The sequence below is a fragment of the Paenibacillus sp. A14 genome (assembly GCF_036864815.1).
Lineage (GTDB): Bacteria > Bacillota > Bacilli > Paenibacillales > Paenibacillaceae > Fontibacillus > Fontibacillus sanfengchensis.
In genome coordinates, this window is record NZ_JBAGJD010000007.1 from 111,009 (window position 1) to 135,593 (window position 24,585).

Annotated in this window: 21 protein-coding genes; 4 read left to right on the top strand and 17 right to left on the bottom strand. The window is 53.9% G+C overall.

Features of this window, described 5'->3' with window-relative positions:
* Positions 1-38: 38 nt before the first annotated feature.
* Positions 39-593, bottom strand: coding sequence for a Gx transporter family protein (locus V4U88_RS18730; RefSeq protein ID WP_334074772.1), 555 nt, complete (start codon positions 591-593; stop codon positions 39-41).
* Entirely contained in the window at positions 577-969 is a 393-nt protein-coding gene (locus V4U88_RS18735) for a NusG domain II-containing protein (RefSeq protein WP_334074773.1), read from the bottom strand. Before V4U88_RS18735 ends, V4U88_RS18730 begins: the two co-directional genes overlap by 17 nt.
* Before the next feature lie 236 nt (positions 970-1,205).
* Between V4U88_RS18735 and V4U88_RS18740 the strand changes: the two genes are divergently transcribed.
* Positions 1,206-2,327 (top strand): FAD:protein FMN transferase, encoded by a 1,122-nt coding sequence (locus V4U88_RS18740; RefSeq protein WP_334074774.1) that lies wholly within the window; start codon positions 1,206-1,208, stop codon positions 2,325-2,327.
* Positions 2,328-3,221: 894 nt separating this feature from the next.
* On the opposite strand, the gene V4U88_RS18745 is transcribed toward V4U88_RS18740, so the two are convergent.
* The 3 genes from V4U88_RS18745 to V4U88_RS18755 form a co-directional block, all read right to left on the bottom strand.
* Positions 3,222-4,484 (bottom strand): ABC transporter substrate-binding protein, encoded by a 1,263-nt coding sequence (locus tag V4U88_RS18745; protein WP_334074775.1) that lies wholly within the window; start codon positions 4,482-4,484, stop codon positions 3,222-3,224.
* 62 nt (positions 4,485-4,546) lie between these two features.
* Positions 4,547-5,383, bottom strand: a complete 837-nt coding sequence (locus tag V4U88_RS18750; RefSeq protein WP_334074776.1) for a carbohydrate ABC transporter permease — start codon at positions 5,381-5,383, stop codon at positions 4,547-4,549.
* On the bottom strand, positions 5,383-6,264 hold the full coding sequence (locus tag V4U88_RS18755) for a carbohydrate ABC transporter permease (RefSeq protein ID WP_334074777.1): 882 nt from the start codon (positions 6,262-6,264) through the stop codon (positions 5,383-5,385). The genes V4U88_RS18750 and V4U88_RS18755 overlap by 1 nt, the downstream gene beginning before the upstream one ends.
* Before the next feature lie 213 nt (positions 6,265-6,477).
* Here V4U88_RS18755 and V4U88_RS18760 point away from each other — a divergent pair, with 213 nt between their 5' ends.
* Entirely contained in the window at positions 6,478-6,636 is a 159-nt protein-coding gene (locus tag V4U88_RS18760; RefSeq protein ID WP_334074778.1) for an asparagine synthase, read from the top strand.
* Between the two features lie 250 nt (positions 6,637-6,886).
* Here V4U88_RS18760 and V4U88_RS18765 read toward each other — a convergent pair whose 3' ends face one another.
* The 8 genes from V4U88_RS18765 to V4U88_RS18800 form a co-directional block, all read right to left on the bottom strand.
* Positions 6,887-7,159, bottom strand: a complete 273-nt coding sequence (locus V4U88_RS18765; protein ID WP_334074779.1) for a hypothetical protein — start codon at positions 7,157-7,159, stop codon at positions 6,887-6,889.
* A gap of 404 nt (positions 7,160-7,563) precedes the next feature.
* Positions 7,564-8,235, bottom strand: coding sequence for a response regulator transcription factor (locus tag V4U88_RS18770; RefSeq protein WP_334074780.1), 672 nt, complete (start codon positions 8,233-8,235; stop codon positions 7,564-7,566).
* A 1-nt stretch (position 8,236) separates the two neighbouring features.
* Positions 8,237-9,073: a sensor histidine kinase gene (locus V4U88_RS18775; protein ID WP_334074781.1), complete on the bottom strand. Its 837-nt coding sequence runs from the start codon at positions 9,071-9,073 to the stop codon at positions 8,237-8,239.
* A 99-nt stretch (positions 9,074-9,172) separates the two neighbouring features.
* Positions 9,173-9,727: a TlpA family protein disulfide reductase gene (locus tag V4U88_RS18780; RefSeq protein WP_334074782.1), complete on the bottom strand. Its 555-nt coding sequence runs from the start codon at positions 9,725-9,727 to the stop codon at positions 9,173-9,175.
* Positions 9,720-10,463, bottom strand: a complete 744-nt coding sequence (locus V4U88_RS18785) for an ABC transporter ATP-binding protein (RefSeq protein WP_334074783.1) — start codon at positions 10,461-10,463, stop codon at positions 9,720-9,722. Before V4U88_RS18785 ends, V4U88_RS18780 begins: the two co-directional genes overlap by 8 nt.
* Positions 10,456-11,277, bottom strand: a complete 822-nt coding sequence (locus tag V4U88_RS18790) for an ABC transporter permease (RefSeq protein ID WP_334074784.1) — start codon at positions 11,275-11,277, stop codon at positions 10,456-10,458. The genes V4U88_RS18785 and V4U88_RS18790 overlap by 8 nt, the downstream gene beginning before the upstream one ends.
* The gene (locus V4U88_RS18795) at positions 11,274-11,822 is read right to left on the bottom strand and encodes a nitrous oxide reductase accessory protein NosL (protein ID WP_334074785.1); all 549 of its coding nucleotides are present in this window, start codon (positions 11,820-11,822) and stop codon (positions 11,274-11,276) included. The genes V4U88_RS18790 and V4U88_RS18795 overlap by 4 nt, the downstream gene beginning before the upstream one ends.
* Entirely contained in the window at positions 11,819-13,225 is a 1,407-nt protein-coding gene (locus V4U88_RS18800; RefSeq protein ID WP_334074786.1) for a right-handed parallel beta-helix repeat-containing protein, read from the bottom strand. Before V4U88_RS18800 ends, V4U88_RS18795 begins: the two co-directional genes overlap by 4 nt.
* 394 nt (positions 13,226-13,619) lie before the next feature.
* On the opposite strand from V4U88_RS18800, the gene V4U88_RS18805 reads away from it, so the two are divergent.
* Positions 13,620-19,529 carry an S-layer homology domain-containing protein gene (locus tag V4U88_RS18805; protein ID WP_334074787.1) on the top strand — a complete coding sequence of 1,970 codons (5,910 nt, stop codon included), beginning with the start codon at positions 13,620-13,622 and terminating at the stop codon, positions 19,527-19,529.
* A 99-nt stretch (positions 19,530-19,628) separates the two neighbouring features.
* On the opposite strand, the gene V4U88_RS18810 is transcribed toward V4U88_RS18805, so the two are convergent.
* Complete coding sequence (locus V4U88_RS18810) at positions 19,629-20,114, bottom strand: NTF2 fold immunity protein (RefSeq protein ID WP_334074788.1); 486 nt, start codon at positions 20,112-20,114, stop codon at positions 19,629-19,631.
* A gap of 5 nt (positions 20,115-20,119) precedes the next feature.
* Entirely contained in the window at positions 20,120-20,662 is a 543-nt protein-coding gene (locus tag V4U88_RS18815; protein WP_334074789.1) for a CueP family metal-binding protein, read from the bottom strand.
* Positions 20,663-21,140: 478 nt separating this feature from the next.
* Here V4U88_RS18815 and V4U88_RS18820 point away from each other — a divergent pair, with 478 nt between their 5' ends.
* Entirely contained in the window at positions 21,141-21,509 is a 369-nt protein-coding gene (locus V4U88_RS18820) for an ArsR/SmtB family transcription factor (RefSeq protein ID WP_148455574.1), read from the top strand.
* A 132-nt stretch (positions 21,510-21,641) separates the two neighbouring features.
* Here the strand turns inward: V4U88_RS18820 and V4U88_RS18825 are convergent, their stop codons facing one another.
* Together V4U88_RS18825 and V4U88_RS18830 are read right to left on the bottom strand one after the other, a co-directional pair.
* Positions 21,642-22,283 carry a class I SAM-dependent methyltransferase gene (locus V4U88_RS18825; RefSeq protein ID WP_334074790.1) on the bottom strand — a complete coding sequence of 214 codons (642 nt, stop codon included), beginning with the start codon at positions 22,281-22,283 and terminating at the stop codon, positions 21,642-21,644.
* A 14-nt stretch (positions 22,284-22,297) separates the two neighbouring features.
* A complete protein-coding gene (locus V4U88_RS18830; protein ID WP_334074791.1) occupies positions 22,298-24,550 on the bottom strand; it encodes a heavy metal translocating P-type ATPase in 2,253 nt (750 codons plus the stop codon).
* Positions 24,551-24,585: the final 35 nt, after the last annotated feature.

Genomic DNA, 24,585 nt, shown 5'->3' on the forward strand with positions numbered 1-24,585 from the left:
CCATTCTCCTTTCCGGCCGATTCCCGGCCCTTTCTCAGCTAGGCGGATTCGGTCAAAAACCCGTCGAACAGCGCCAGTCTGGACAAGGAAGGAATCAGATAGCGCACCGCAATGCCGACCGCAATGCCGGTTAATACCCCCATGAGGAGCAGCATCGGCAAGTAATAGAATATATTTGACGTTTTGAAGTACAGAGCTGCGGCGGTCAACTGCCCGATGTTATGGGCGATACCTCCCACGATGCTGATTCCGATCACGCTAAGCCGCTTGCGGCCGACCAGCAGCAGAAACCACATCGCCGCGAAGCTGAACAGCGCCCCCATGATGCTGAATAGAAAACTGGAAAAAGTGCCGAAAATAAAAGCCGTCAGCAGTGTTTTTAATAGCACCATCATCATGGCGTCCCTGGCCCGGAGGAAATAAAGACATGTGAGCACCATGATGTTGGCCAGCCCGAGCTTTGCTCCGGGAACGCTCATATTGATGGGAATAACGCTCTCCACCAGACTCAGCACGACCGCAACCGCCGCAAAAATAGCGATGATGACCGTTCTTTTTAGGGCCAAATGGGATTGTTCATTTAACGACGGCATCGAGCTCATCTCCTTCCCCGGACGCCCCCTCGATTTCTACAAGCAACTTGTTCGGCAAACAAACGATAGTCCCGCCGTTGCGTTCAATAAATCCAAACGTATAACACACTTTATCCGGACAGTCGGCATCGATCATTTCAATGCCATAATCATGAATTTTCAAGAGGTTGTAGCCGTACTCCGTTTTAATCTCAATCTCCTGTTCTTCTCCGGTTAACTCCACCGTGCGAAACGGCTTGCCGTTCACAGAAATTTTAGCTACACGGGGTTCGTTGTGATATTTTTCACTTGAATCCCCATCAAACCAACGGGGGACCAAGAAAGCCGCGGCAATGACAACAATCAGCCCGATCAGCAGGATATCTCCACGTTTCATGGCTAACTCCTTTTATCTTATTTTTTAATTATATAAATCTTAGATGAACCCATTATACCTGTAACTTTCCTCACTCCCGTGTGACAAATGTCTCAATCTAGGACCCATTTCACAAAATCATCACTTAAAGGGCAGTTTATTAGAATAATTCTTACTTTGTGAATGAAAGTACTTTTAGCTCATTTTTATTTCTGCTAAAATCAAGGCGAGATAACGGGAGAAATGAGGCTACGCATATGAAGAAGAAAAAAACGGCAATCCTGTTGCTGACCCTGGTCTTGATTACGGCGCTGCTTGGAGGATGCGCGGGCGGCGATTCCGCGAATGGGAAAGCGGCGGACTCCCCGGCTGATGCGCGGGCCGCCACTTCTTCCAAGGATTCGTCGAAGTCCGGGACGTCCATGAAGCCTTTGGTCCAGACCTTTTTTATATTTGATACCGTCGTCACCATCAAAATATATGATAGCCGGGCTACCGCCGGGAACTTTAAAGAGCTGGAAGCCCTGATGAAGGACATCGACCGCAAAATCAGCCGGACGAATGAGGACAGCGAGATCCATAAGGTAAATGCGCAAGCGGGCATTGCCCCCGTGGAGGTTTCGCCGGATACGTTCGAACTCGTTCAGCTCGCCGTCGATTATGCGCAAAAAACGGACGGCCTGCTGGACCCGTCGATCGGACCGCTCGTCAGCTTATGGAACATCGGCCATGAGGGGGCGCATGTCCCTCCCGCCGCGGACATCGAAGCCGCCCGGAAGCTGACGGATTACCGCAAGATTGAGCTCAACCCGGAGAAGCACGAGATTTACCTGCGGGACAAGGGGATGCAGATCGACCTTGGCTCCTACGGTAAGGGTTATGCCGCGGACGCCATCTACGATTACTTGGCGGAGCAGGGCTTCAGCAGCGCGATCATCGACCTGGGGGGCAATATTTTTGCGATGGGCAGCAAGCCGGGCGGATCCACCTGGAACATCGGCATTCAGGATCCCTCCCAGGAACGGGGCAACCCGATCGGAACTGTCCGGGTCGAAGACAAAACCGTGGTAACCGCGGGGATTTACGAGCGCTTCTTCGTGGAAGACGGCAAACTGTACCAGCATATCATCGATCCGCGTTCCGGCTACCCGGTCGATAACAATATCAGCAGCGTCACGATCGTGACGGACCGTTCCACGGATGCCGATACGATGGATACCTCCCTGCTGATCATGGGGATCGAAGAAGGACTCAAATTCGCGGAAAATACGCCAAACACGGAAGTCCTTTTTATCACGAAGGACAAAAAACTGTACGCTTCCCCCGGATTCAAGCAAATGTTGAAGAAAACCAACGACAGCTACACGTTCGCCAACTAATTTACGCAGAAAAATCCCCGCCGTTTTATTGAGGCGGGGATTTTTCTGAAGATTATGGGGTCCATAATTTGTAAGCGGACAGGTGAATAAGGGCCTTACGTTGGATCCGGCGTGCCCCATTTCCCTAACCGCCGTCGCATGAGCAGCTTTGCAAGAAAGACGAAAATTAACGCTAACGGTTGCCACAGCCGTTATTTGCCCCGAAAACGCCGACTTCCCATTCTAACGGTCGCCACGGCGCTTATTTCGAATAAACAGGCTGTTTGGGCGAGAATCCAGGGAAATAACGGCGCTCACGACCGCTAGAATTTCGAAAGGGCTACTTTTCGTTAAATAACGGCTGCTACAGCCGTTAGACTTCCCTAGGCGTTTTACCCGCCGGAAAGCCTGACCTTTTGCAGGAATTCATTCCCGATGACATCGAAATAACGCCCCAAAAGGCCGTTAATGTGGCGGGCAACACCATGTGTCAGAGGCCGATGTTCGAGTTCAATGGCGGTCTGAAAGTCCAAATTTGACTTTTCATGAAAGTTACTGTAAGATTAATACTGATTGTTAAACCCTCTATAGTAGTTCCTCAAAAGATTATAACTCTCCTAATACCTTATCCGGTATGAAATTCCTATTTGAATGACCCAACGAGTAAGAATTTTCGTAGATTTCTGATTCACACTGGCGCGGTCATCGGAGCCGCAAGGACAAATGAGAGGTAGGGCTTTTGTTGTTTTGGAAACCGTCTGCAGTTACGGTTGTAGTCTAGGCAGGAACCACACGCCAACATCCTTCACGTGTACATGAAGGTACGGGTTGCAATATACGATTAAAGAAACAAAAAAGCAAGCGTCGACGGTTTGGAATAAACCGTTTGACGCTTGCGTCCATTTTACGGCCTTTTTATTCGACGCTGAGATTGTCCCAGTTCTGCTGGAACTGTTCGAACATCCCCGCTTTGTCGATTTTGCCTCCGATGTAGGCCTGGATAATGCTGGCGAATTCGGAAGGCATTCCGTTCGGGAAGCGAAACCAGTTCCAGGTTAGCGCCTTCCCGGTATCGGTATAATTCAGCACTTCCATCCCAAGGGCGCCGAGGTCCTTCTCCGTTCCTTGAATGCTGTCGAAGGCGGGGATGAATTTAAACTCCTTCGTGATGAACCGTTTGCCCGTTTCCGAGGTGACGAGCCAGTTCAGAAACTCCTTCGCCTCTTCCTTCATCGGGGAATCCTTGTAAATGACCCAATTATTCGGGACACCGACGAACAGCTTGTCGTTGTCCTCTCCCGTATCGTCGATCGGCATCGGGAGGATGCCGAGATTCAGGTCGGGATTGATGCCGTCCAGCTGCACCTGGGTCCAGTTGCCCTGCTGCAGCATGGCCGCTTCCCCGTTGGCGAACATCGTCACCTGGGTGTTGTAATCCGTGGTCAGCGGGTTCGGGTTGCCGTATTCCAGCGTCATACCCAGCAATTTTGTCCACTGCTCAAATACGGGGTCATCGGCAAATTTATACTTGCCTTCGTTCAATCCCCGGATGAAATCCGCCGGATCTTTCTGGTTCGCAAAGGCGGCGTTGACGTTATGGTTCCCGAGCACGAACCACTCCTGATAGCCGTTGGAGAACGGCGTGATCCCCGCCGCCTTCAGCTTCTCGGCCGCTTCGCGCAGCCCGCTGAGCGTGACCGGCTTTTCCTTGATACCGGCTTTGGCGAACAGATCCTTATTGTAAATAAACCCGTATCCCTCCAAGTTCACCGGCATGCCATACAGCCTGCCGTCCTTGGTCATCGGCTCCAGGGCGATCTTTTTGACGTCCTTTACCCACGGTTCGTCCGTCAAGTCTTCCAGATACTCCTGCCACATCTCCATTTCCGTGTAGCCGCCGATATTGAAAATATCCGGTTCTTCGCCGGAGGCGAATTTCGACCGTAATGAAGCGCCATAATCACTGCCTCCGCCTACCGTCTGAATGTCGAGCTTGATGTCCGGATGCTCTTTTTCATATTCCGCCTTCAGGCGTTCCATCGCTTCCGCAATCTCCACTTTAAATTGAAAAATATGCAGCACCTTGCGTCCTCCGTCCATGTCCGGACCGCTTTTGCCGCAACCGGCGACGAGCAGCGCCATCACCAGCAGGAGCAGTGCCTGTTTACCCCTTCTCATGTCTGACTCACTCTCCTTCCACCACTCTTGTCGATCTCTTTATCGAATCGCCCGGCCCCCGGTTACCCCTTAACCGAACCTTGCGCGATGCCTTCGATAATGTATTTTTGCATGGTCAGGAAAAAGATCACGATCGGCGTGATTCCGAGCACCAGGGCCGGCAACGCCAGGTCCCACTGCTTGGTGTATTGGCCGAAGAAGGCGAAGGTCTCGATCGGAATCGTATACAGCTCGGGTTTCTGCAAAATAAGCGAAGGCATCAGGTAGTCGTTCCAGATCCAGAGCGTGTTCAAGATGATGACCGTCACCGCGATCGGCTGCATCAGCGGCAGAATGATGCGGAAGAAAATGCCGTACGCCGAACAGCCGTCGACCCGCCCCGCTTCTTCGATGTCCACGGGTACCGACTTGACGAAGCCGTGCAGCAGGAATACCGTCAGCGGCGCGCCGAAGCCGAGGTAACAGACGATCAGTCCCCAGGTCGAGTTCATGAGGCCGAGCAGGCTGGACACCTTGACCAGCGGAATCATAATGGCCTGGAAAGGAATGACCATAGCGGCGACGAAGGCCGCATACAAGAAACGGTTATATCCCGTCGGCTTGCGGGCCATCCGGTAAGCGGCCATCGAGCACATCAGCACGAGCAGTAAATTGCTGGCTATCGTAATGAGCAGCGAGTTGCCGAACGCCTTCGGGAACGAGGTTTTGTCCCAGGCTTCCGCATAGTTGCTCCATTGGGGTACGGCGGGCCATCCGGCCGCGTCGCTGAGAATCTCCCCGAAGGTTTTTACCGAGTTCACCACCAGGAAGTAAAAAGGAACGAGAAACACCAGTCCGCCGAGGATCAAAAGCGCCTCGACCAGCAGCATGCCGCCACGGTAACGTTTGGCTGTATCCATCACAGTTCAACCTCCCTGCGCTTGGTCGCCCGGACCTGAAGAATCGAGATCAACGCCACGATAATGAAGAAAATAATGGCTTTGGCCGAGCCCATGCCGAAACGGCTGATTGTAAACGCCTCATTGTAGATGTTCAGCGCCACCGACTCGGTCGATTTGTACGGCCCCCCTTTGGTCAGGGACAAGTTCAGGTCGAACAGTTTGAACGACCAGGAAATCGCCAGGAATAGGCAGACCGTGACCGCCGGCATGACCAAAGGGACAATGACATGCCTCAGCACCTGCCTGCGTCCGGCCCCGTCGACCTTGGCCGCTTCGATCAGATTTTTCGGCACATTGTTGATGGCGGATATGTAGATGACCATAAGGTAACCTGCATTTTGCCACACGAACACGATCACGATCGCCCAGAATGAGGTGGCTTCCGTCCCCAGCCACGGCAGCTGGAAGAAGGGAATTCCGGTCGCCCCGCCGATGGAAGCGAACCCCCGGACAAAAATGAACTGCCAGATGAACCCCAGCAGCAAGCCTCCAATGACGTGCGGCATAAAGAAGACCGTCCGCATCACGTTCCGCGTGTACAAACGCTTCGTTAAAAAATACGCCAGCGCGAAGCCCACCACATTCGTGAGAATGACACCGAGCACGGTAAATTTGGCCGTAAACCAGAAAGAATTCAGAAAGGCCGGATCCTTGGTGAAAATATGGACGAAATTGCGGACGCCGACAACATCAGCCTGCCTCGAAATCCCGTTCCAGTCCGTAAAGGCGTAATATAAGCCGAGAAAAAACGGAACGGCCACGATCAGGACGAAAAATATCGTGGAGGGTCCAACAAACACGAGCTGTTGCGTCAGTTGGGACGTTTTTCTCCGTTTCATGCTCTTTCCCCCTTGACTGTATAAGTTGAACTAGCAATTTAGCGATAGGCAAGAGTGTGAAATGATTCTGGATCAATAGTTCAACTTATACAACTGTTTTGCCCTCTTTTTACCCTATCGGTTAAAGCTTTGAATCTGGCCCGATGTATAAATGGCCCCCAGCCTTCCCAAAATAACGTTGTCTTTCCAAACCAGTCCAAAGGGGTGTTACGCATGCGTGAAGGTTTGATTCCTACCGTTCTTGGAGCTGTAGTGTCCGCTTCTGCCGCATCACTGCTTGGAAGCAAGTATAAGCTTGCTGCAACCGGGGCTCTCGGATTTGGCCTGGCCCACCTTGTGCTCGGCGCGATCGATCTGATCGAGCACCGCTAGCCTAGTTGGAGGATGTCCGGGGGCTTAGGGCTTCCGGACTTTTTGATGCGTTTTATCCATAAATAAAAAAAGCCTGCGTGATTTATTACCGCAAGCCTGGGCATGATGGCATAAGATCATAACGCCAACCGCTGTTATTCCCCATCGATGATTTCACCGATCCATTCTCGGAGACGACCGGTATCCTTTCCCGTTCGATCAAGACGTCCGTAACTCCGTTGCCGGCACTCCGCCGTTGGCAAAGCGGCCGTCATAAATCATGGCGCTCCCGCACGACGGGCGGAATTCCTTCGGCACGGCGGCCGTGGCGGCGGCCTCTTTGGCAAGGCGCTCCCCCCTCGGCCCCCTTCCCATCCATATCCGTAGCGTTCTCGCCGGATTTCGTTAGCACCCGGGCTTTGTCGAGCAGAACGTCCTCTCCGGTGCCGCCGACAATTTCCGCCGGTTCTCGCGGCGTCGCAAATCCGCCAAGGAGCCCGGGGCACAACGCCACGGCCTGCCCTTCCGCTAATTCTTTGTTCAATTAACGGGATTTCTTCCCGTTAATTTGGTGCCTTTGCGGCTATAGGGCCAATTACCTGGAAAACCTCCCGTTAATTCGCCTGAAATTACGTATATCGGCGGTTGAGCCGCGAAATAGATGGAGTTTTTCCAGTTAATTCGGATCCATGGGTCAAGAGCGGTAAATTAACGGGAGGTTTTCCCGTTAGTAGAATGGTTAAGTGTGTATGTCAATTCTTTAGTTCAACCTACCGCATCAACTGGGATATAAAAGCGCGCTATGGGATTATTTTTCATTACGGTTATCATCCCCCGCAAAAGAAACAGGAGCATGGCAAAACGGTGGACTATCGCCGTTTACGACCGGATAATGAACGATGCCGTCGATCGCTTCTACGACTTGCCGTCTCCAGCCGGTACTGCACCCTAGTCAGCTTCCCTGTCCCCTTTAAAACCGCCCTTTCCGGCAACCAGCCCTTGCTCCAAGGCATACCTTGTCAACTGCACCCGATTCTGCACCTGCAGCTTCTGGAGGATGTTTTTCAGGTGGTTTTTGACCGTATGCTCGGAAATACTGAGCATTTCGCCAATCTCCTTGTTTGTGAGGCCGTTGGCCACCTGACCCAAAATTTCCTTTTCCCGATGAGTCAGGGCCCCGGCGACTTCCCGCTTATTCGATAGAGAAACGTCCTTCAAAATTTCGAAGGCCAGCTCCCGGCTCAAGGGGGCTTCTTCGTTGACGATGGAGCGCAGATAATCCATCCAGGTCGAAGGCGCCAGATTTTTGAGCAGATACCCTTGGGCCCCCCGCTTTAAAGCCTCAAGCAAATGAAACATATCATCCGAGACAGTAATCATGACGATCTTGACATAAGGAAAGCTCAGCTTGATCCGCTGTGTCGCCGCCAAACCATCCATCCCCGGCATCTGAATATCCATCAGAATCAGGTCGGGCATCCACTGTTCGGTAAACTCGATCGCCTCCTGGCCGCTTTTGACCACACCGATGACTTCAAACTGGTCATCCATCGCCAGAATTTCGCAGATCGCCTCCCTCGCGTGGGCGTGATCGTCCACAACAAGCACGCGCGTCTTCATTTCATGCGCCTCCTCCCGTCTTTTCCAGTTCCAGCGTCGTCAGTTCCTCCGTTCGGATCCGGAGCCGCCAGCCCATCGCTTCCGCCCGTTCCTTCATGATGCTAAGCCCGTAACTGCCCCTGGATTCAAAAGGATTCCCCTGGAACCCGCGCCCATCGTCCTTAATTTCCACCTTCCATTCGCTTCGGGTCCCGCCCGCGTAAATCCATCCTTTTCCCGCCCGGGCATGCTTCTGAATATTGACGACGGCTTCACGGATGCAAGCCAGAAGCTCCACCTTCTCTTTGGGCGAAAAAGCGTCCTCCGGGATCTCCCACCGGATGTCCATCGGGATGAGAACCTCACCCGCCGTTTGTTTGACTTTATCCTCCAAGGTGGCGAAAAAAGGCGACTCGTCCTCCGGGACGGGGGCGTATTTCAGGTTGGCGATGGCTTGTCTTACATAGCGGTTCACTTCGTGGACCGTTTTTCTGATTTTATACAGCTCCTCCTCAAACTTCGCCTGGTCTTCCGTATACTCCAGGCGGTCCGCTTTGACGGACAACAAAAACAGCGATTGGGAGATTCCGTCATGAAGCTCTTTGGCCAGCTGTTCGCGCGCCTCCAAAGCGGCTTTTTGGGCCCGTTCGGCCTGCAGTTCGGACTGGATTTTTTCCAGCATGGAGAACAGCTGAGTCAGCAGGGTCACACTGACCAGATAGACCAACAACGGCGTCAGCCAGTTGCCCAGATCCATGGAAATATAGGATAACAGGAACTGATGCCGCACATATTCCCATAACCCCACGATCAGCGTGGGAATGAACAAAATCATCCATTTGATCTGTTTATAGGTCAAGTTGCAACTCCTCCGTTTCGCGATTTATATCATGGGATTCATGTCCTAAATGTATCAAACCACAAGTTCCGCGCGCAGCAAAGAGGATTAAATGCAGAATTAATCCTCTTTGGCGGCATCGATATAAGCTTGAAACTGCTCCTCACTGCGGATCTCTCCGACGGCTACCCGGGCGATGTCTCCATCTGGGTCAAGAACGTAAGTCACCGGCAGCCCAGTCACTTTGTAAAGACCTGCTAATTTCCCTGTGGCATCAATCAGGGCGGGAAAATTAAACTTATGCAGAGTCAAAAACTCGCGCACCGTTCCTTTCGACTCACCGACATTGATATACAATACTTCCATGCCTGGGATATTCGATTGCCGGACGCGGTCGATGAGCGGCATTTCGTTCACGCAGGGACCGCACCAGGAGGCCCAAAAGTTAAGGACAACCACCTTCCCCCGGTAATCGGACAATGGCACCTTTTCGCCCTCCATATCAACAGCCTGAAAATCCGGCGCCGCGCTGCCAACCGTTAACCTGCCGGACTGCGACTGTCCCTCATTTCCGGAGAGATTCGTCAAGAGAACCCATCCCGCGGCAATCAAAACCAAAGCGAGTATTCCAGCCGCAAGAAAAGAATTCCTTCGCTTGTTCAGAGCCTTATTCATCCGCAATCCTCCCCCCGGGATCCAGCCCCAGGCTGTGCCGGAAGGCCGCATGAAGAGGCAGTGCGCCGTACATTTTGCGAAAAACCTCCACAGGGCCTTCCCCGCAAACTCGGCCGGAGTTCAAAAACAAGACATAATCTGCGAGCTCCTCGGCGAGCTCCAGTTGATGCGTGGAAAAAAGCACCGTTTGCCCTTGACGTTTCATCTGCTTGAGCAGTTCCATAAACTCGCCGATCCAGTAGGGATCCATCCCGTTGGTGGGCTCATCCATAATGAGCAGGGGCGGTTTCGCCAGAATGGCCTGCGCGAAAAGCACCCGCTGCCGCATCCCTTTGGAGAACGTAGCGACGGCTTTGTGCCGCTTGTCCTCGAGTCCCACCAGCGCCAGGACCTCCTGTACGCTTGCTGCGGGAAGCTTGCGCAAGCCGGCCCAGAAGGACAGCATCTCGGCCGCCGTCATACCTTGCGGAAACTGAAAATCGTCCGGCATATACCCGATCTGCTCCGAAAACCGTTTCCGCTCCTTTTTCCACTCCAAGCCGTTTATACGAATGCCCCCCGAGGTTGGCTGGAGAATCCCCGCCACCATGCGCAGCACGGTGCTTTTTCCCGCGCCGTTGCCGCCGCAAAGCCCGACGATTTGGCCGGCTCCAAGCTCGAAAGAGATATCCGCCACCAGCCGCTGCCCTTTGATGCACTTGTTAATTTTATTGACGATGACCAGGGGCTCAGCCACGTGTCCTCCCCCTTTCCCAAATCCGGCAAACGCCGGAAATCGCACAAGCCGCCCAAACGATAAATAGCAGGGCAAACAGCAGACTTCCGCCCGGTTTTTGAATCCAGCCGACCCATTGATAATATTCCGCTCCCAGCACCGAACCACCGCCCAGCTTCACGACGACGAACAGACGCACAAATTCCGCCGGATTCAGCAGTGTCAGCACAGTCAGCACCGGTTTGATCCATAAGTAGGGCAGCAAGCCCAAGACTGCGATCAGCAGAGTCGTCCAGCCGATGACGGTAAAGAACCATACCATGACGGAAATGGTCATCGCCTGCCAACGGTTTTTTGACAATGCTCCAATGCATAAAGCGAGCGCCAGATACAACAAAACCAGGCCGCAGGAAAAAAAGAAGAACAGCAAATACGTATTGATTTCAAACGCTTTTCCCAGCAGCGCGGTGACCAGCCCCATCAGCCCGTACCCGAAGGAGAGGATGGTTAGCAGGACGATCGACAGCCCGACATATTTGCCTAGCAGAAACGGGACCGTCCCCAACGGGTAGGTGGAGAGCAGTTGCCAGCTTCCCTCCTCTTTTTCCGCCGTCAGGGAAAACGAGCCCAAGAAAAGGGCCATCAGAGGAAGCAGATACAAGATCAAGTTCAGCATGGAGCCGGTAATTCCCGAATAGCCGCCGATCCGGTTTTGCGAATTTACAAGCAGCAAGCTAAGGCTAAACACCGAGAACAGCAATAAAAAGGAATAGGCCCACGGGTTGCGAAAGCCGACTTTAATTTCCTTTTTGGCCACTTGCAGCAGGTCCGTCATGATCCATGCCCTTCTCCTTGCTCTTGTCCGTGTCCTTCCTCGTGTCCTTCGCCATGCTCCATATGACCGGGCATCTCCATCATTTCCTTGCTTTGTTTCCAGGTATGATTCGCCAGTTCCTCGGCGCTCACGATTTGCCCAACCCCCTGTTCGGCTACAAACGCCTCTGCGGAAGCCTTGTCCTTAAAGCTGACAATCCCGTAAGCCATCGGGGTACGAATGGAGGCGTCATAGACGTAGGTCGCCTTTTTGAATTCGATCCATTCCTTATCGTTGTAATCACGCACAAAGTCCATCCCGATCTGGGACGTATCGTTCTTCCGCTTCCATTCGTTCATGCATCCGATATCGTCGAACTTCAAGCTTTTTCCGTCCTTCAGCACGATCTGGGTGGCAAAAGCGTCATCCTTCACCTGCATGTTGCAGATGACGCAAACGTCGACATCTTCATTAATGGCCTGCGGCTGATACGTTTTGCTCCCGCAGCCCGCCAACATAACCAACACCACGGTCATCAGCGCTAAAGCGAAAAATCCCTTTTTCATGATTTTGCCCCTCTCGAATAAATAATGACGACCAGCGATCCCGCAAACAGCATGGAAGCGATGATCAGCATAAACGTTTTCTCCGGAATCCGTTCCCGTTTCTCCGCGGCCGGATCTTGATCCCGCTCCAACGCAGGGTCAAGATCCGGGTGAAGAAGATGCATCGACGGAGAACCATCCTTAGCCCACCGCTTCCGATCTTCCTCCACCATATCGCTCAGGAACGTCATGCCGGGCGACTGAAAGAACAACTGAAAGGCCGGAGTACGGGAAATCAGGTTTTTGTAAAACGGGTTCATTGCGTATGCGGTCTCACTAAACCCGTCACCGTCCAGATCCAGTCCCTCGAAGGAATCCCAATAATTCCGTTCGATCCGGTTCTCCCCGCTTTGCGCCGCCTCCGCTTCGATCACATTGGCTACGAAATCGTTTCCGTGAATGCGGTTTTGTTCCGCATCCGCAAACTGGATGCCGATGAAGTTCCGGTAAACCGCGTTATCCCGCAGCTCATTATCGCTGGATCGCTCGAGATAAATTCCCACGCGGTTCCCGTCGACCCTGTTTCTTTCGATCAGCGAGGTTCGCACATCATACAGTAGGATGCCTTGGGCATGAACATTTTGGCTTTGTTTGGTGAACACGTTGTCGGATAGAACGATATCCTTGACTCCCATGACCATCGCACCGGTAAAGTTCGATTCGCCCCGGTTCCCCGCGATCCGGGTGCCGTCGATGTACATGCAGTGAATGCCGTAACGCGAGCCGTAAATCTTGTTATTCTCAATTGTAAGGCTGCGGCTGTTCTCCAGGTAAATTCCGTCCTTCATGTTCCGGATTTCATTGCGGATCATTCTATTGTCGGGTGAACCGTAAAGATCGATTCCGTTCCCTTTCTGCCCCAGACTGAGTCTAGCCCCGGCCCTGTCCCATGTAATGACGTTATCCTCAATTCGTCCGCCGCTCGCTTCACGCAGCAAAATGCCGGACCCGCGTGTTCGGATGTCCAGCTCCCGCAGGACCGCCTTGTCCGCGCGGACGAGCACCGCCGCCGAGCCTTCCCCCTCCGCCTTCTGCCGGATACCTAGGCCCCGGATTTCCACGCCTTCGGCCTTCACCGTAATGGCAGGCCCCGGGCTATCATGTGCGAGCAAAGCTCCGCCCTCCCCCTGTAGGATCAGCTTCTTACCGATGACGACAGGGCCGGCATAGTCCCCCGCCGCAAGCCGGACAACTTCGCCCGGCTGAGCCCGATCCACCAGTTCCTGGAGCGGGATCAAAGGCTTTTCGTCTTCAGCGGCTTGGGTAGCTTGGGCGGCTTGGCTCGAATACCCCGCGGACAACTGGCCGATCCAACAGGCCGCGGCAAAACATAGACACACCAACATCCAGCGCTTCCCGTTCATAATTTCATAAACCTACTCCGATCCTTGGATTTTTCCCATTTCAAAAATTGAAAGACTTTTACCGATATATTAAGCTATAACATTTGTCGCTTTACATAGCCCTCACGGGGGGTATTTTCGGGGAATACGAGGAAAATTGTGACTTTTTAATGACATTCATTAAAAACAACTCTTGCAATGGCTTGTCCACAGAGCGCAATTAAGTTAGTTCAGGTTTTTCCATCTTTTAATTTTTTTGGACAACAAAATAATTCCGTCTATAACCAATCGCTTTTTTACATGAATACAAAAACAGAATTTTGTATAAATTTACATAATTATCGACTTCTTTTGACATCCTTCTTACCTCCCTCGGCTATGCTCTTTAAGGTAAAAAAGGCATAGGGAGGATAACATGAGGAAACAGCAGTGGTTAGCCGGTCTTTTAACTTGCAGCATACTATGCGCGCAATTCTTCCAGCCTGCGCCGGCAAGCAAGGCGGCAGCGGCAGCGGCGCCCGGAACGGGTGTATTCATTACGGAAGTGTATCCCGACGACCGCTCCAATCAAAATGAGATTGAGGGAGCCGGCGGAGCGGATCTGTTCGAGTTCGTGGAGATTTATAACGCCTCGGACCGGGAGATATCATTTAATGAAGAGTATAAAATCCGGTACAACTACAATACCGGCACGAAGGATTTGAACGTTACCGTTACGGATGCGGCATACGGCAGCCTTGACGATGTTATTATTCCTGCGGGTAGTCCGGCCGTGCTTTGGGTAAAGCGCACCAGTTCCTCCATCACCGGAGCGGCCGCCAATTTGACCGAGGCGGACTTCAGACGCTATCACGGCGTGCCGGACGGGATTCCGGTGTTCAAGCTTAGCGGGCAGGACGGTTTCAACAACACGGACCGCGGCTTGTACGTGACCCGCAAAGATGACAATTCCGCCATTATCAGCGAGGTGTATTACACCGCGGACGATGTCGGTGACGGCCAAAGCCTCCATCTCCAACTGCCCTCCAGCGGTGCCGCCATGGTCGCTTATGCCCGGGAGGCGCTGCCTTCCGCCGGCTTAACCGAGCCCGGACAGCTGGTCTCCGTGGCGAACTATGCCCCGGCCATTGTCCATGCTCCAGCGGCTTCGGCCGATCGTACGAAGGATGTGACAGTAACGGCAAGCGTTTACGATGAGGACGGGGACCCGCTGCAGGTCAAACTGTTCTATAAGTCCGTCGCGAACAGTCCGTTCGCGGAAGCTCCGATGCAAAATACCGGCGAAGACGCTTATGAAGGCGCAGTTCCCTCCGCTCAACTGTCCGGGGACAAGCTGTATTATTATATTGAAGCTTCGGACGGAATTGAAACGTCCCGTTCCCAGGAGTATGTAACATCGCTAACCGGCACCGTGGATGCGGAAGTCCCCCGTCTTTTGATTACGGAAATTCTCCCGAATCCGGCGGGCGATTACCGCTGGGGAAGCGGCAATCAATATGAATACGTCGAAATCTACAACAACTCGAACGAGACGCTGGATCTGAAGGATTATCGTTTATGGTACCTGTATCCGGGGAATACCGCGCCGAAGCAGTGGACCATTCCGCAGCACACGGCCATCGAACCGTACAGCGGGGCGGTCATCTGGTTCGCCAAGGAAGCGATAGCCAACGGTCAAGGGTATACGACGACGGCGGATTTTAATCTGCACTTTAACTCTACGCTGGAAGACAGCGATGTGATCTTCTACGACAATTCGAAGCCGTCGGAATTTAACCTGCCGAATTCGCTGCAGCGCGGCTTGGCGCTGTCGAGTCCGGAGCAGCCGGACCGCTACCTGGTGGAGGCCTGGTACGATCCGAGCACGCCGGACAGTCCCGACAGACTGGTCAATGACGTACGCAATGCCGTGGTGCGCTACACTTATCCGGAATCCGGACATGTCATGAAACGCTTGGACAACCGGATGTATGCGAATCCGGGCAGCATCGATCCGGGACAGGTTCCGCCCGTGAACGGCGTGGATATGACCGCTCCGGTCCTCGAGCATGAGCAAACGGTTTATAATTTGGGGCAAAACGAGCCCTACGCCGTAAAATTGGTCAGCAACGAGCCGCTCGCGAGAGCGGAAGTGATGTACGGTCCCGCGACGAACGAGGCGACCGTCTACTCCGGCAAAGAGCCGCTGAAGCTGCTGTCCCGGGACGGCGGCAAGTATGTCTACAGCGGAACGGTCGCCTTCCCTGAAAAAGGGGCATACCGTTACATTATCGAAACGGACGACGAGAAAGGTAATCGGACGCGCGTTCCTTACAATTCGCGAGGCGGCCTGCTGACCGTGAACGAAACGGGAGCCGGAACCGAACTGCCGGAGCCGGGCTTGTCGATTGAAGCGGGCAGCATGTTCAAGGACAAAGCCGCGTTCTACGCTTACGGGCGCAGCGCGCAGGATCAGATCGAAGTCCGGTTGAACGGCCAGCCGCTTCCGATGCGTAAGGCCCTTCCGGGCACCGTCCAGTTGGGGATGCAGACGCGGGGGGTCGACCAAATTTATCAGGCCTCGGCGAGCGCATTGGACCCGTCGGGCCAGCCGTCCTTTTTTACCCGCATCCTGCCCAAATATTCCGACGGGGCATGGTCCGTTTTCCCGATGGCGCCCGAGCTGCTTGTCACCGGCTCCGTTGTGTCCGTGCATACGGGCAACGAGAACGCTCCTTATCAAGTAAGCGAGCACGATAAAGTGTTCGGCATCAACAACCACGATGACTTCGAAGTGATGAATGTGCATCTGGTTCTGCCCGACGGTTCGGTGGTCAAACCGGACCAGGTCATTAATTATTTGGGCAACCGCAGCCAAACGACGATAGATTACCGGGAAGACACCTATTACGGGTTCGGGGATGCCGATTACGGCAGCAATCCGAACAAACCGATGGTCAGCGATTTCCACTTCGCCGTGGCGGAAGAGAAGTATACGGCCCGATACGTGGAACTGGACACCGAAAAGTTGAAAGACGGCGTCTATCCGCTCGCCATGACGATTGGAAACGACGAATTGGAGGCCTTCGACATAATGGTCGACAACACCGATCCCGTCATCGAAGCCGTCGTGGCCGGCGACAACCTCCCGGTCGAGGAAAGGCAGGCGCTGAAGGGCGCCGTTACCTTGAACGTCATCGCATCGGATAACCTGACCGGCATTCAAAAGACGGAAGCCGAGCTCGACGGTACGAAAATCGAACTGCCTTACGCCACCTCTTCCACGGTTCTGACGCCGGGCGAGCATCGTTTGAAGGTTACCGTGTTCGACGGAGCGGGCAACACCGCCGTTATGGAGCGCGCCTTCGTTATCGGCGAAGAGCAGCCGCTCGCTCCGGGCGAAGTCGCGCCTGCGGATTTTGCGATCAACGTACCGACGAACGCGACGCTGCGCGCCCATGTCTCCGACCCGAGCGGGGACAAGCTGGATGTACGGTTCCTTGAGGCCGACAAATATGATTTTGTTCGCAGCGAAGCGATCGCCGGTTACCGGAATGTGGCCGACCGCGAACCTCCGCTGGTGCTGACTCCCGAAGGCGAGACGGGCCTGTCGGCTGAAGATAAAGCGCAGATCGCCAAACCGGACGGTGAATATCTGGTGTCGGATACCGATTCCGGATTCCCGTATCACCGGTTCGAAATCAAGTTGGAACAAGAACTACAGCCGGGCGATACGGCCGAACTGTACTGGAAAGGCCGCACACTGCCGGGCCGAATCGTTACGCTGTATGCCTGGGATCACGAAGCGGGCAAATGGGCCGCGCTGAAATCGGCAACCGGAGACGCGAAGGAGAGCGATATCGAGCTTACCGCTAAGGTCGAGCCGTCCCGTTTCGTCCGGGATGGGCGGATCCAGGCGATGGTGCAGGACGAAGTGAAAGGCGTGAATGATCCGTTTACGATCCTGTGGTTTACGGATACGCAATATTACGCAGAGTCCTATCCGGAAATTTTTAATACGATGGGCGACTGGATCGTCGATCAGTACCGTCAGGGAACGTTCAGCTACGCCATTCATACCGGCGATATCGTCAACAAAGCGAATGACGAAGCCCAATGGAAGGTAGCCGACCGCAACCTGGACAAGCTGGACGAGGCCGGAGTGCCTTACGGCGTGCTTGCCGGGAATCATGACGTCATTATCGACGGCGTGGATTATACAAACTACGGAAAGTATGTAGGCGCCGACCGATACGAGAAAAATCCGTGGTACGGCGGGCAAATGGACAATAACAGAAACCACTATGATCTCTATTCGTTCGGCGGGCATGATTTTATTTTCCTGTACATCGGCTTTGGCCTGGAGGATACGCCGGAAACGATTATCTGGGCCAACGAAGTGCTGAAGAAACATGCGGACCGCGTCGCGATTGTCGGCATGCATGCCTATCTGGAGACGAATGGGACGTTGTCCAATATGGCGCAAAATGTCTTTGATCAGATCATTGCGCCGAATCCGAATGTCCAGCTCGTGCTGAGCGGCCATTACCATGCCGCCAACCGCGTAGTGAAGACGGTGCAGAACCCGGACGGCTCCACCCGCCAGGTCATTGAAATGCTGGCGGATTATCAAGGGGGGCCGAGCGGGGGCAGCGGCTACTTGCGGCTGCTGAAATTGGACCCGTCGGCGGGGACGCTCGATGTGGATACGTATTCGCCTTATCTGGACGATTACAACTTCTTCGATGACGCCATCGAGGACTTCACCGAGCCGTTTGCCTTCCGCGATACGACAAAACGGGTCGCCACCGATTACTTCGCCTTGAATGTCTTCAAGGATCGTGTCATCGGCGAGCAAACGGACCTGGCTTCCGGTTCGGAGGCGTCGGCCGTTTGGAAAAATTTGCAGCCGGATCATACCTACTACTGGTACATGCAGCTTACAGACGAATACGGCGCCGAGCGGCTGAGCCCGATTTACCGCTTTACGACCGGGACGCCTAAACCGGGCGGCGGAGACGGGGAGAATCCCGGCGGTAACCCGGGGACAAATCCGGGCAGCGGCGGTGGAGGCGGCAACTCCGGGAACAGCCCGGGAACGGGTTCGGGCGGTATAACGGGCGGCACTCCGGGCGGTACGCAGGGAACTGCACCGCCTTCGGGCCAAACGCCGGCCCCGGGAACCGTGGTCGCCCCTACCAAGATCGAGGGAGACCAGGCTATCGCTACGCCGGATGCAAATGCGCTGAATCGGGCGCTGACCCAGGCAGCGGCAGACAACGGAATCCGCACGGTATCGATCGAGCTGGACGCCCAGGGAAAACAGCATAACGGGGACGTTGTCCTGCGCCTGCCTTCCGCATTGCTGAACAGAGATCACGGTAATGACCGTTACCGTGTCGTTACTCCCGCAGCGGCCGTAACGGTTCCTTCCGATATGTTGGCGCATTTGCCGAATGCCGGCGAATACGCAGAGCTTGTCATCGGACGGGCCGAGCGCGAAGGTCTTGCCTCCCCGGTCCGCGGGGTGGTCGGCAACAGACCGGCAATCGATCAGTCCCTCCGGATCGGAGGCGCTGCGGCCGAATGGGCCAACGGCAAAACGGAGGTTGTCATCTCCCTGCCTTATACTCCGACAGCCGGAGAACAGCCGGACAACCTGGTAATCATGTCGATTCAGGAGGACGGGACGGCTCAGGCTGTAATCAACGGCCGGTACGATGCGCAGACCCGGTCCATGGTTTTCCGCACGAATCACTTCGGAACGTTTGCCGCAGCGTATAAAGCGGTGCCGTACACGGACGTGAAAGCGAACGATTGGTATTACGCGGCGGTCAACTATTTGTCGACCCGCGATATCGTCAAAGGGACGGGGGCCGAAAGCTTCCGGCCTGATGCCGAAGTCAGCCGGGCGGATTTCCTGATCATGGCGATGAACGCCTTCGGGTACAAATCTTCGGGCACCGGTGCGGCAGCCAATTTTGCCGATGCGGGGAACAAATACTATACTCCGTACCTGGCGGAAGCGAAGCGGCTGGGGCTGGTGAAGGGCGAAGGCGATAACCGCTTCCGTCCGGAAGCCGGAATTACCCGCCAGGATATGATGGTCATGCTCCACCGAATCGCGGATCTCTCCGGTACGAAGCTGCCTTCCGGCAGCGGTGCAAACGGGATCCAGGCGTTCCGGGATGCCTCCGAGATAGCCGGATACGCCGGGCCCGCCATGGAAGCCATGCTGAAGGCCGGAATAATCCAAGGCACGGGCGACAGCCGGCTGGAGCCGCAAGCGAAAACCAACCGTGCTCAGGCGGCTCGGGCGGTATACAATTTCATCGCCGGCCTGTAGTTGAACCCCATTTAAACCGAAACAGCCTTACCCTTGCTAAACCAAGGGTAAGGCTGTTTTTGCGTGAAGGAACATCCCTTTCAAGGTGAAAGGTTCGTATTATCTGGTCCCATGCATCATGAGCAGCTTTCCATTTTCCTTCGCCAGAGCAATATAGAATACTCCGCCCAGGCATCCCGGAGGCAGTGTTCCCTCGATAATCCAAGCTTCCGCAATAGGGTTATAGCTGATCGCGAAAGGGGATTCCTCCAAGATAGAAGCGTAATGCTCCGCCAAATAGGGGAAGATGGCGTTAGCAGCCGCATGTTCATCCAAAAGTTCACCAAAAGCCATATCCGCCCCCACCCGGTCTCTCTGAATTAGAGTGTCCCGATCGGCGAAATAAAGCTCATATCTTCCGATTAAACGCTCATCGTCTATATCACGTTCCACCAGCCCATATTCGATAGTCGTTTCCTTTTGGTGTTCTCTGCTTTTGCTCTTTTTCTTATATGTGACTTTCATCGTGATTTGATTAACGCGAAGCCGATCTCGTTCCCGCTGCTGCTCTACGAACAATTCCTCCCAAGCATCCATAAAGCTCATCGTCATTACACCAACTGCATGGTTGTAACACAGGTATCATCGTTTTTAAACGTAGAAATGGTGGACTCCGCTTTCTTCCCGTCTTGCTCGATAATAACTTGATAGGTTTGGTCTCGCGGCAGCCACAAGTCGATAAAACCATTCGAACCGGTCTTCTTTACTTCATCCAACACGAGATTTCCGTTTGAATCGGCAATGCGGACGTTAAACTCCTCATTCGCCAATTCCCCTTGGCAGCCCGTCAAACTGTGAATTTGACAAGGATGTGTATTCTGCTTATACGGTGCGACGGAAACAAAAAATTCTCGTTCGGGCAGGTCGTAGACAACTTCCTTTCCCCCGTCCGACACAATGAGTTGGTGCGAGGTAATGGACGCCGATTCGGAAGCATCCTTCCAGGCGCTATATCTTTGCACGATTTCCTTAATCTCACGATTGTCTTGTACTTCACGGGTGGGGTTCTTTGTATTTTGGGATAAAAATAGAGAGACTCCCGCAACCGCCACGATCAAACCTCCAAAAGCCAACACACGTTTACTCCGCTGCACTCCGGTTCATCCTTCCCTTATAGTATCGTCCCCTCTATTTTCACCCGTGGCCGGCCATTTTTGCAAATGCATAATTCGCACTTTTGTTGGCTTGTTTTCCTTTGCGGATACCCCGGGCTTTCGCCGTTCTCTCTGGTTCTGTGTATAAGTACCGGAAAAAGGTTGTATTCCTAATTAACAGGAAATCTTCCCGATAATTAGCTGCCTATGCCGGAGCAGAGGTAAATTAGCTGGAAAACCTCCCGCTATTCAATCCGAAATAGGGGATATAGGCGCTGGCACCGCGTAATAGATGGAGTTTTTTCGGTTATATCCGATTGAGGGGCCAATTGCGGTAATTTTACGGGAGGTTTTCCCGTTATACCGTTATAAGTGGGCAATATCGCTTAACTTCTGAAGAAGTTTAATAGTAATGATTTCGTTTAATTCGTCCTTTTTGATATAATGATGGAAACGCCCAGCGGAAAGGTGATCATCCATGACACGATCTATAAATATAACGGAAGAATGCGATACGAGCTGCTCGGGAACGGTGGATTTGGATGCGATCAAGGCGGAGTTAATCGATGACCAGGCGGCCGTTCAATTTGCCGATTGGTTCAAAGCGTTCAGCGATCCGACCCGCGTAAAAATCATCGGCGCCCTGCTGAAAAGGGAACTGTGCGTGCACGACTTGACGGTCCTCCTGGAGATGGGGCAATCGGCCGTTTCCCACCAGCTTCGTTACCTGCGCAACATGAGGATCGTGAAACGGCGCAAAGTCGGAAAAACGGTCTATTATTCGCTCGACGACGCGCATATTGAGCAGATTTTTCTGCAAACCCTCCAGCACACCAACCATGGATGATGCGGCCAGCGCCGAAAAAGGCTAATTTCGTTCAAGGTGTTGTAAAAAAAGGACTGCCCCTCGCCATCTTCGATGACATGCGGGACAGTCCTTGTTAAGTTAGCTCTACAGCTTTATATGCTTCAATCCGGATCAAAGTCGGCGGCCTGCCGAAGCTCGCCGCTGGAGCACGATTTTGCGATACATTTCTCCAAACATGGCTGGGCTGTCTTCCTGAATGAATAGTCCGCCAAGATGAGGTTTAAGTATAGCCTGGTAATCCCGGCCGATATCGGTTCCCAATACGGCGATAAACGGCCGGAGCAACCGTATGGGCAGCGGCATTTCGCTCTCCCGGGGTTGAAATTTGTCGAAAATGACGATCCTCCCCTGTTCCTTCGTAACGCGAACGAGTTCCGACATGCATTTGTGCTCGTCGGGCACAACCGACAGAATCAAGCTTGCGATCACCAAATCGAAGGATTGATTGGCAAAACGCAGGTCCTGTGCATCCATCTCCAAAAATCGGATATTCTCGTTTCCGTTTACCTTGGATTTCGCCTGAGCGAGCATGGCCGGCGAGAGGTCGACGGCCGTTACTTCAAGCTCCTTTCCGCGGAAAAAGCGCAGGTCCGCGCCCGTTCCCGCCCCGACCAGCAGCACGCGTTGGCCCGGCTTCGGAGCGAGATCGGCAAATACTCTTTTTCTCGCCCGGGCGAAAGGTCCCGCGTTGAACAAGTAATCGTAGAAAGGGGCCCCCGCCCGATAAATCAACTTATTCCAGCGATTATTCATACTCATCGCATCCCCTATGCCGGATTGGGTTTGATCCTCAGTACGCGCATGGCATTGAGAACGGCCAGCAGGGTCACGCCCACGTCCGAGAACACCGCTTCCCACATTGTAGCAATCCCGAAGGCGCCCAGGAGCAGGAAGACCGCCTTGATGAGCAGGGCAAAAATAATGTTCTGCCATACGATCCGCCGGGTTCTCTTTGCGATATAAATCGCCGAGCTCAGCTTGGAGGGCTCGTCGGTCATGATGACGATATCAGCGGCTTCAATCGCCGCGTCGGACCCGAGGCCGCCCATGGCCACGCCGACATCGGCTCTGGCCAGAACCGGAGTGTCGTTGATCCCGTCGCCGACGAACACGATTTTTTCCTTCCGCGATTTCTCGCGGTCGATCTTTTCCAGTTCCTCCACCTTATGCTGCGGCAGCAGCTCGGCCCGGACTTCGTCCACGCCCAGCTTTTTGCCGATATCCTCCCCCACCGCCTTGATGTCGCCCGTCAGCATCACAATCTTCTTCACGCCCAGGCGCTTTAAGGAGCGGACCGCTTTCGCCGCATCTTCCTTGACCTCATCGGCAATGACCAGATAGCCGGCATACTGTTTACCGATCGCGACATGCACAATGGTCCCCAACTCGGTTGGCGCGGTGAATTTAATATTCTCTCGCTTCATGAGCTTGGCGTTCCCGGCAAGCACTTCCCTGCCTTCGAACATAACCTGGATTCCGTATCCCGATATTTCGTTGTAATTCGCAAGCAGCGCTTCATTCAATTCCTGCCCATAAGCTTCCCGAATGGACTCTGCAATCGGATGGGTGGAGTGCATTTCGGCAAAAGCGGCCTGACGCAGCAGTTCCTGCTCGGTCCAACCGTTTTGCGGATAAATGCCGCCTACTTGAAACGCGCCTTTGGTCAGCGTACCCGTTTTGTCGAAGACGACATATTTGACGTCATTCAACGCTTCCAGGTAATTACTGCCCTTAACCAGCACGCCGTTCTTGGAAGCGGCTCCGATGCCGCCGAAGAAGCCGAGAGGAATCGAAACCACCAGGGCGCAAGGACAAGAAATGACCAGGAAGACCAGAGCCCGATAGACCCAATCCGCGAACGTCGCCCCGCTGAGGATCAGCGGAGGCAGAACGGCCAGCAAAACGGCAACAATGACGACAAACGGTGTATAGTAGCGGGCGAACTTCGTAATAAAATTTTCCGTCGGCGCCTTTTTGCTACTGGCGTTCTCCACCAGATCGAGAATCTTGGCCACGGTCGACTCGCCGAATTCCTTGGTCACCTCGATCGTCAAAACCCCGTTTTTGTTGATGAATCCGCTCAGCACGTCATCGCCCGCCGCCACTTCGCGCGGCATGGACTCCCCGGTCAGCGCGGAAGTATCCATGGCCGAGCTTCCCTCAATGACTTTGCCGTCAAGAGGCACCTTTTCCCCCGGCCGCACCATGATCCAATCGCCGATCTGCACCTCCTCCGGACTCACGCGTAGAATTTCGTCGCCGGATTTTAAATTTGCAAAATCGGGTCTGATGTCCATCAACGCGCTGATCGATTTCCGCGACCGGTTAACCGCGATGCTCTGGAACAGTTCTCCGACCTGGTAAAAAAGCATGACGGCTACGCCTTCGGGATACTCACCGATCACAAAGGCGCCGATGGTCGCGATCGACATCAGGAAGTATTCGTCGAACACCCGGCCTCTGACGATATTCTTCAGCGCCTTGAGTACGATATCCCCGCCCACGATAAGATACGCAGCGAGGTACAGAAGCAGCTCAAGCTCCCGGCCCAGGGCTAACCCTAATGCCGCCGTCCCGATGACAAGACCGGCAACCAGACGGACGGCCATGGTTCTGATGCTTTGCGCGCCGTGATCATGGGAATGGCCGTGACCGTCATCCGCCGCTTCCATGCCGTGTTCATGAGCGTGATCATGGTCGTGAGTATGGCCGTGGTTATGCACTCCACCAGGTTTAGCGGACTTCCCTTGCCGGCTTCCCGCCTGCGCCCCCGCCGTTCCCTGCTCCACTACTCTGACGTCAGGCTCCAGCGTGCGGATTTTTTTCCTGGCCAAATCCATGATCTCCTCGGACTGCTCCATGGCCATTTCCATCGTTAGCGTTTTATTTACGAAGTTCACCGAACAGGATGACACTCCGTCAATCTTCTGGATTCCGTTCTCAATTTTCATAGCGCAGTTGGCGCAATCCAGACCTTCCAGCAGAAATTTCCGTTTGGCTGTACCGGCACCCGTCTCCATATTCTAATCCCATCCTTCCGAGAAAAACGAATAAC

Coding starts and splice junctions, on each gene's coding strand:
- V4U88_RS18730 (WP_334074772.1), bottom strand. CDS start 593: ATGCCGTCGTTAAATGAACAATCCCATTTGGCCCTAAAAAGAACGGTC.
- V4U88_RS18735 (WP_334074773.1), bottom strand. CDS start 969: ATGAAACGTGGAGATATCCTGCTGATCGGGCTGATTGTTGTCATTGCC.
- V4U88_RS18740 (WP_334074774.1), top strand. CDS start 1,206: ATGAAGAAGAAAAAAACGGCAATCCTGTTGCTGACCCTGGTCTTGATT.
- V4U88_RS18745 (WP_334074775.1), bottom strand. CDS start 4,484: ATGAGAAGGGGTAAACAGGCACTGCTCCTGCTGGTGATGGCGCTGCTC.
- V4U88_RS18750 (WP_334074776.1), bottom strand. CDS start 5,383: ATGGATACAGCCAAACGTTACCGTGGCGGCATGCTGCTGGTCGAGGCG.
- V4U88_RS18755 (WP_334074777.1), bottom strand. CDS start 6,264: ATGAAACGGAGAAAAACGTCCCAACTGACGCAACAGCTCGTGTTTGTT.
- V4U88_RS18760 (WP_334074778.1), top strand. CDS start 6,478: ATGCGTGAAGGTTTGATTCCTACCGTTCTTGGAGCTGTAGTGTCCGCT.
- V4U88_RS18770 (WP_334074780.1), bottom strand. CDS start 8,235: ATGAAGACGCGCGTGCTTGTTGTGGACGATCACGCCCACGCGAGGGAG.
- V4U88_RS18780 (WP_334074782.1), bottom strand. CDS start 9,727: ATGAATAAGGCTCTGAACAAGCGAAGGAATTCTTTTCTTGCGGCTGGA.
- V4U88_RS18790 (WP_334074784.1), bottom strand. CDS start 11,277: ATGACGGACCTGCTGCAAGTGGCCAAAAAGGAAATTAAAGTCGGCTTT.
- V4U88_RS18795 (WP_334074785.1), bottom strand. CDS start 11,822: ATGAAAAAGGGATTTTTCGCTTTAGCGCTGATGACCGTGGTGTTGGTT.
- V4U88_RS18800 (WP_334074786.1), bottom strand. CDS start 13,225: ATGAACGGGAAGCGCTGGATGTTGGTGTGTCTATGTTTTGCCGCGGCC.
- V4U88_RS18805 (WP_334074787.1), top strand. CDS start 13,620: ATGAGGAAACAGCAGTGGTTAGCCGGTCTTTTAACTTGCAGCATACTA.
- V4U88_RS18810 (WP_334074788.1), bottom strand. CDS start 20,114: ATGAGCTTTATGGATGCTTGGGAGGAATTGTTCGTAGAGCAGCAGCGG.
- V4U88_RS18820 (WP_148455574.1), top strand. CDS start 21,141: ATGACACGATCTATAAATATAACGGAAGAATGCGATACGAGCTGCTCG.
- V4U88_RS18825 (WP_334074790.1), bottom strand. CDS start 22,283: ATGAATAATCGCTGGAATAAGTTGATTTATCGGGCGGGGGCCCCTTTC.
- V4U88_RS18830 (WP_334074791.1), bottom strand. CDS start 24,550: ATGGAGACGGGTGCCGGTACAGCCAAACGGAAATTTCTGCTGGAAGGT.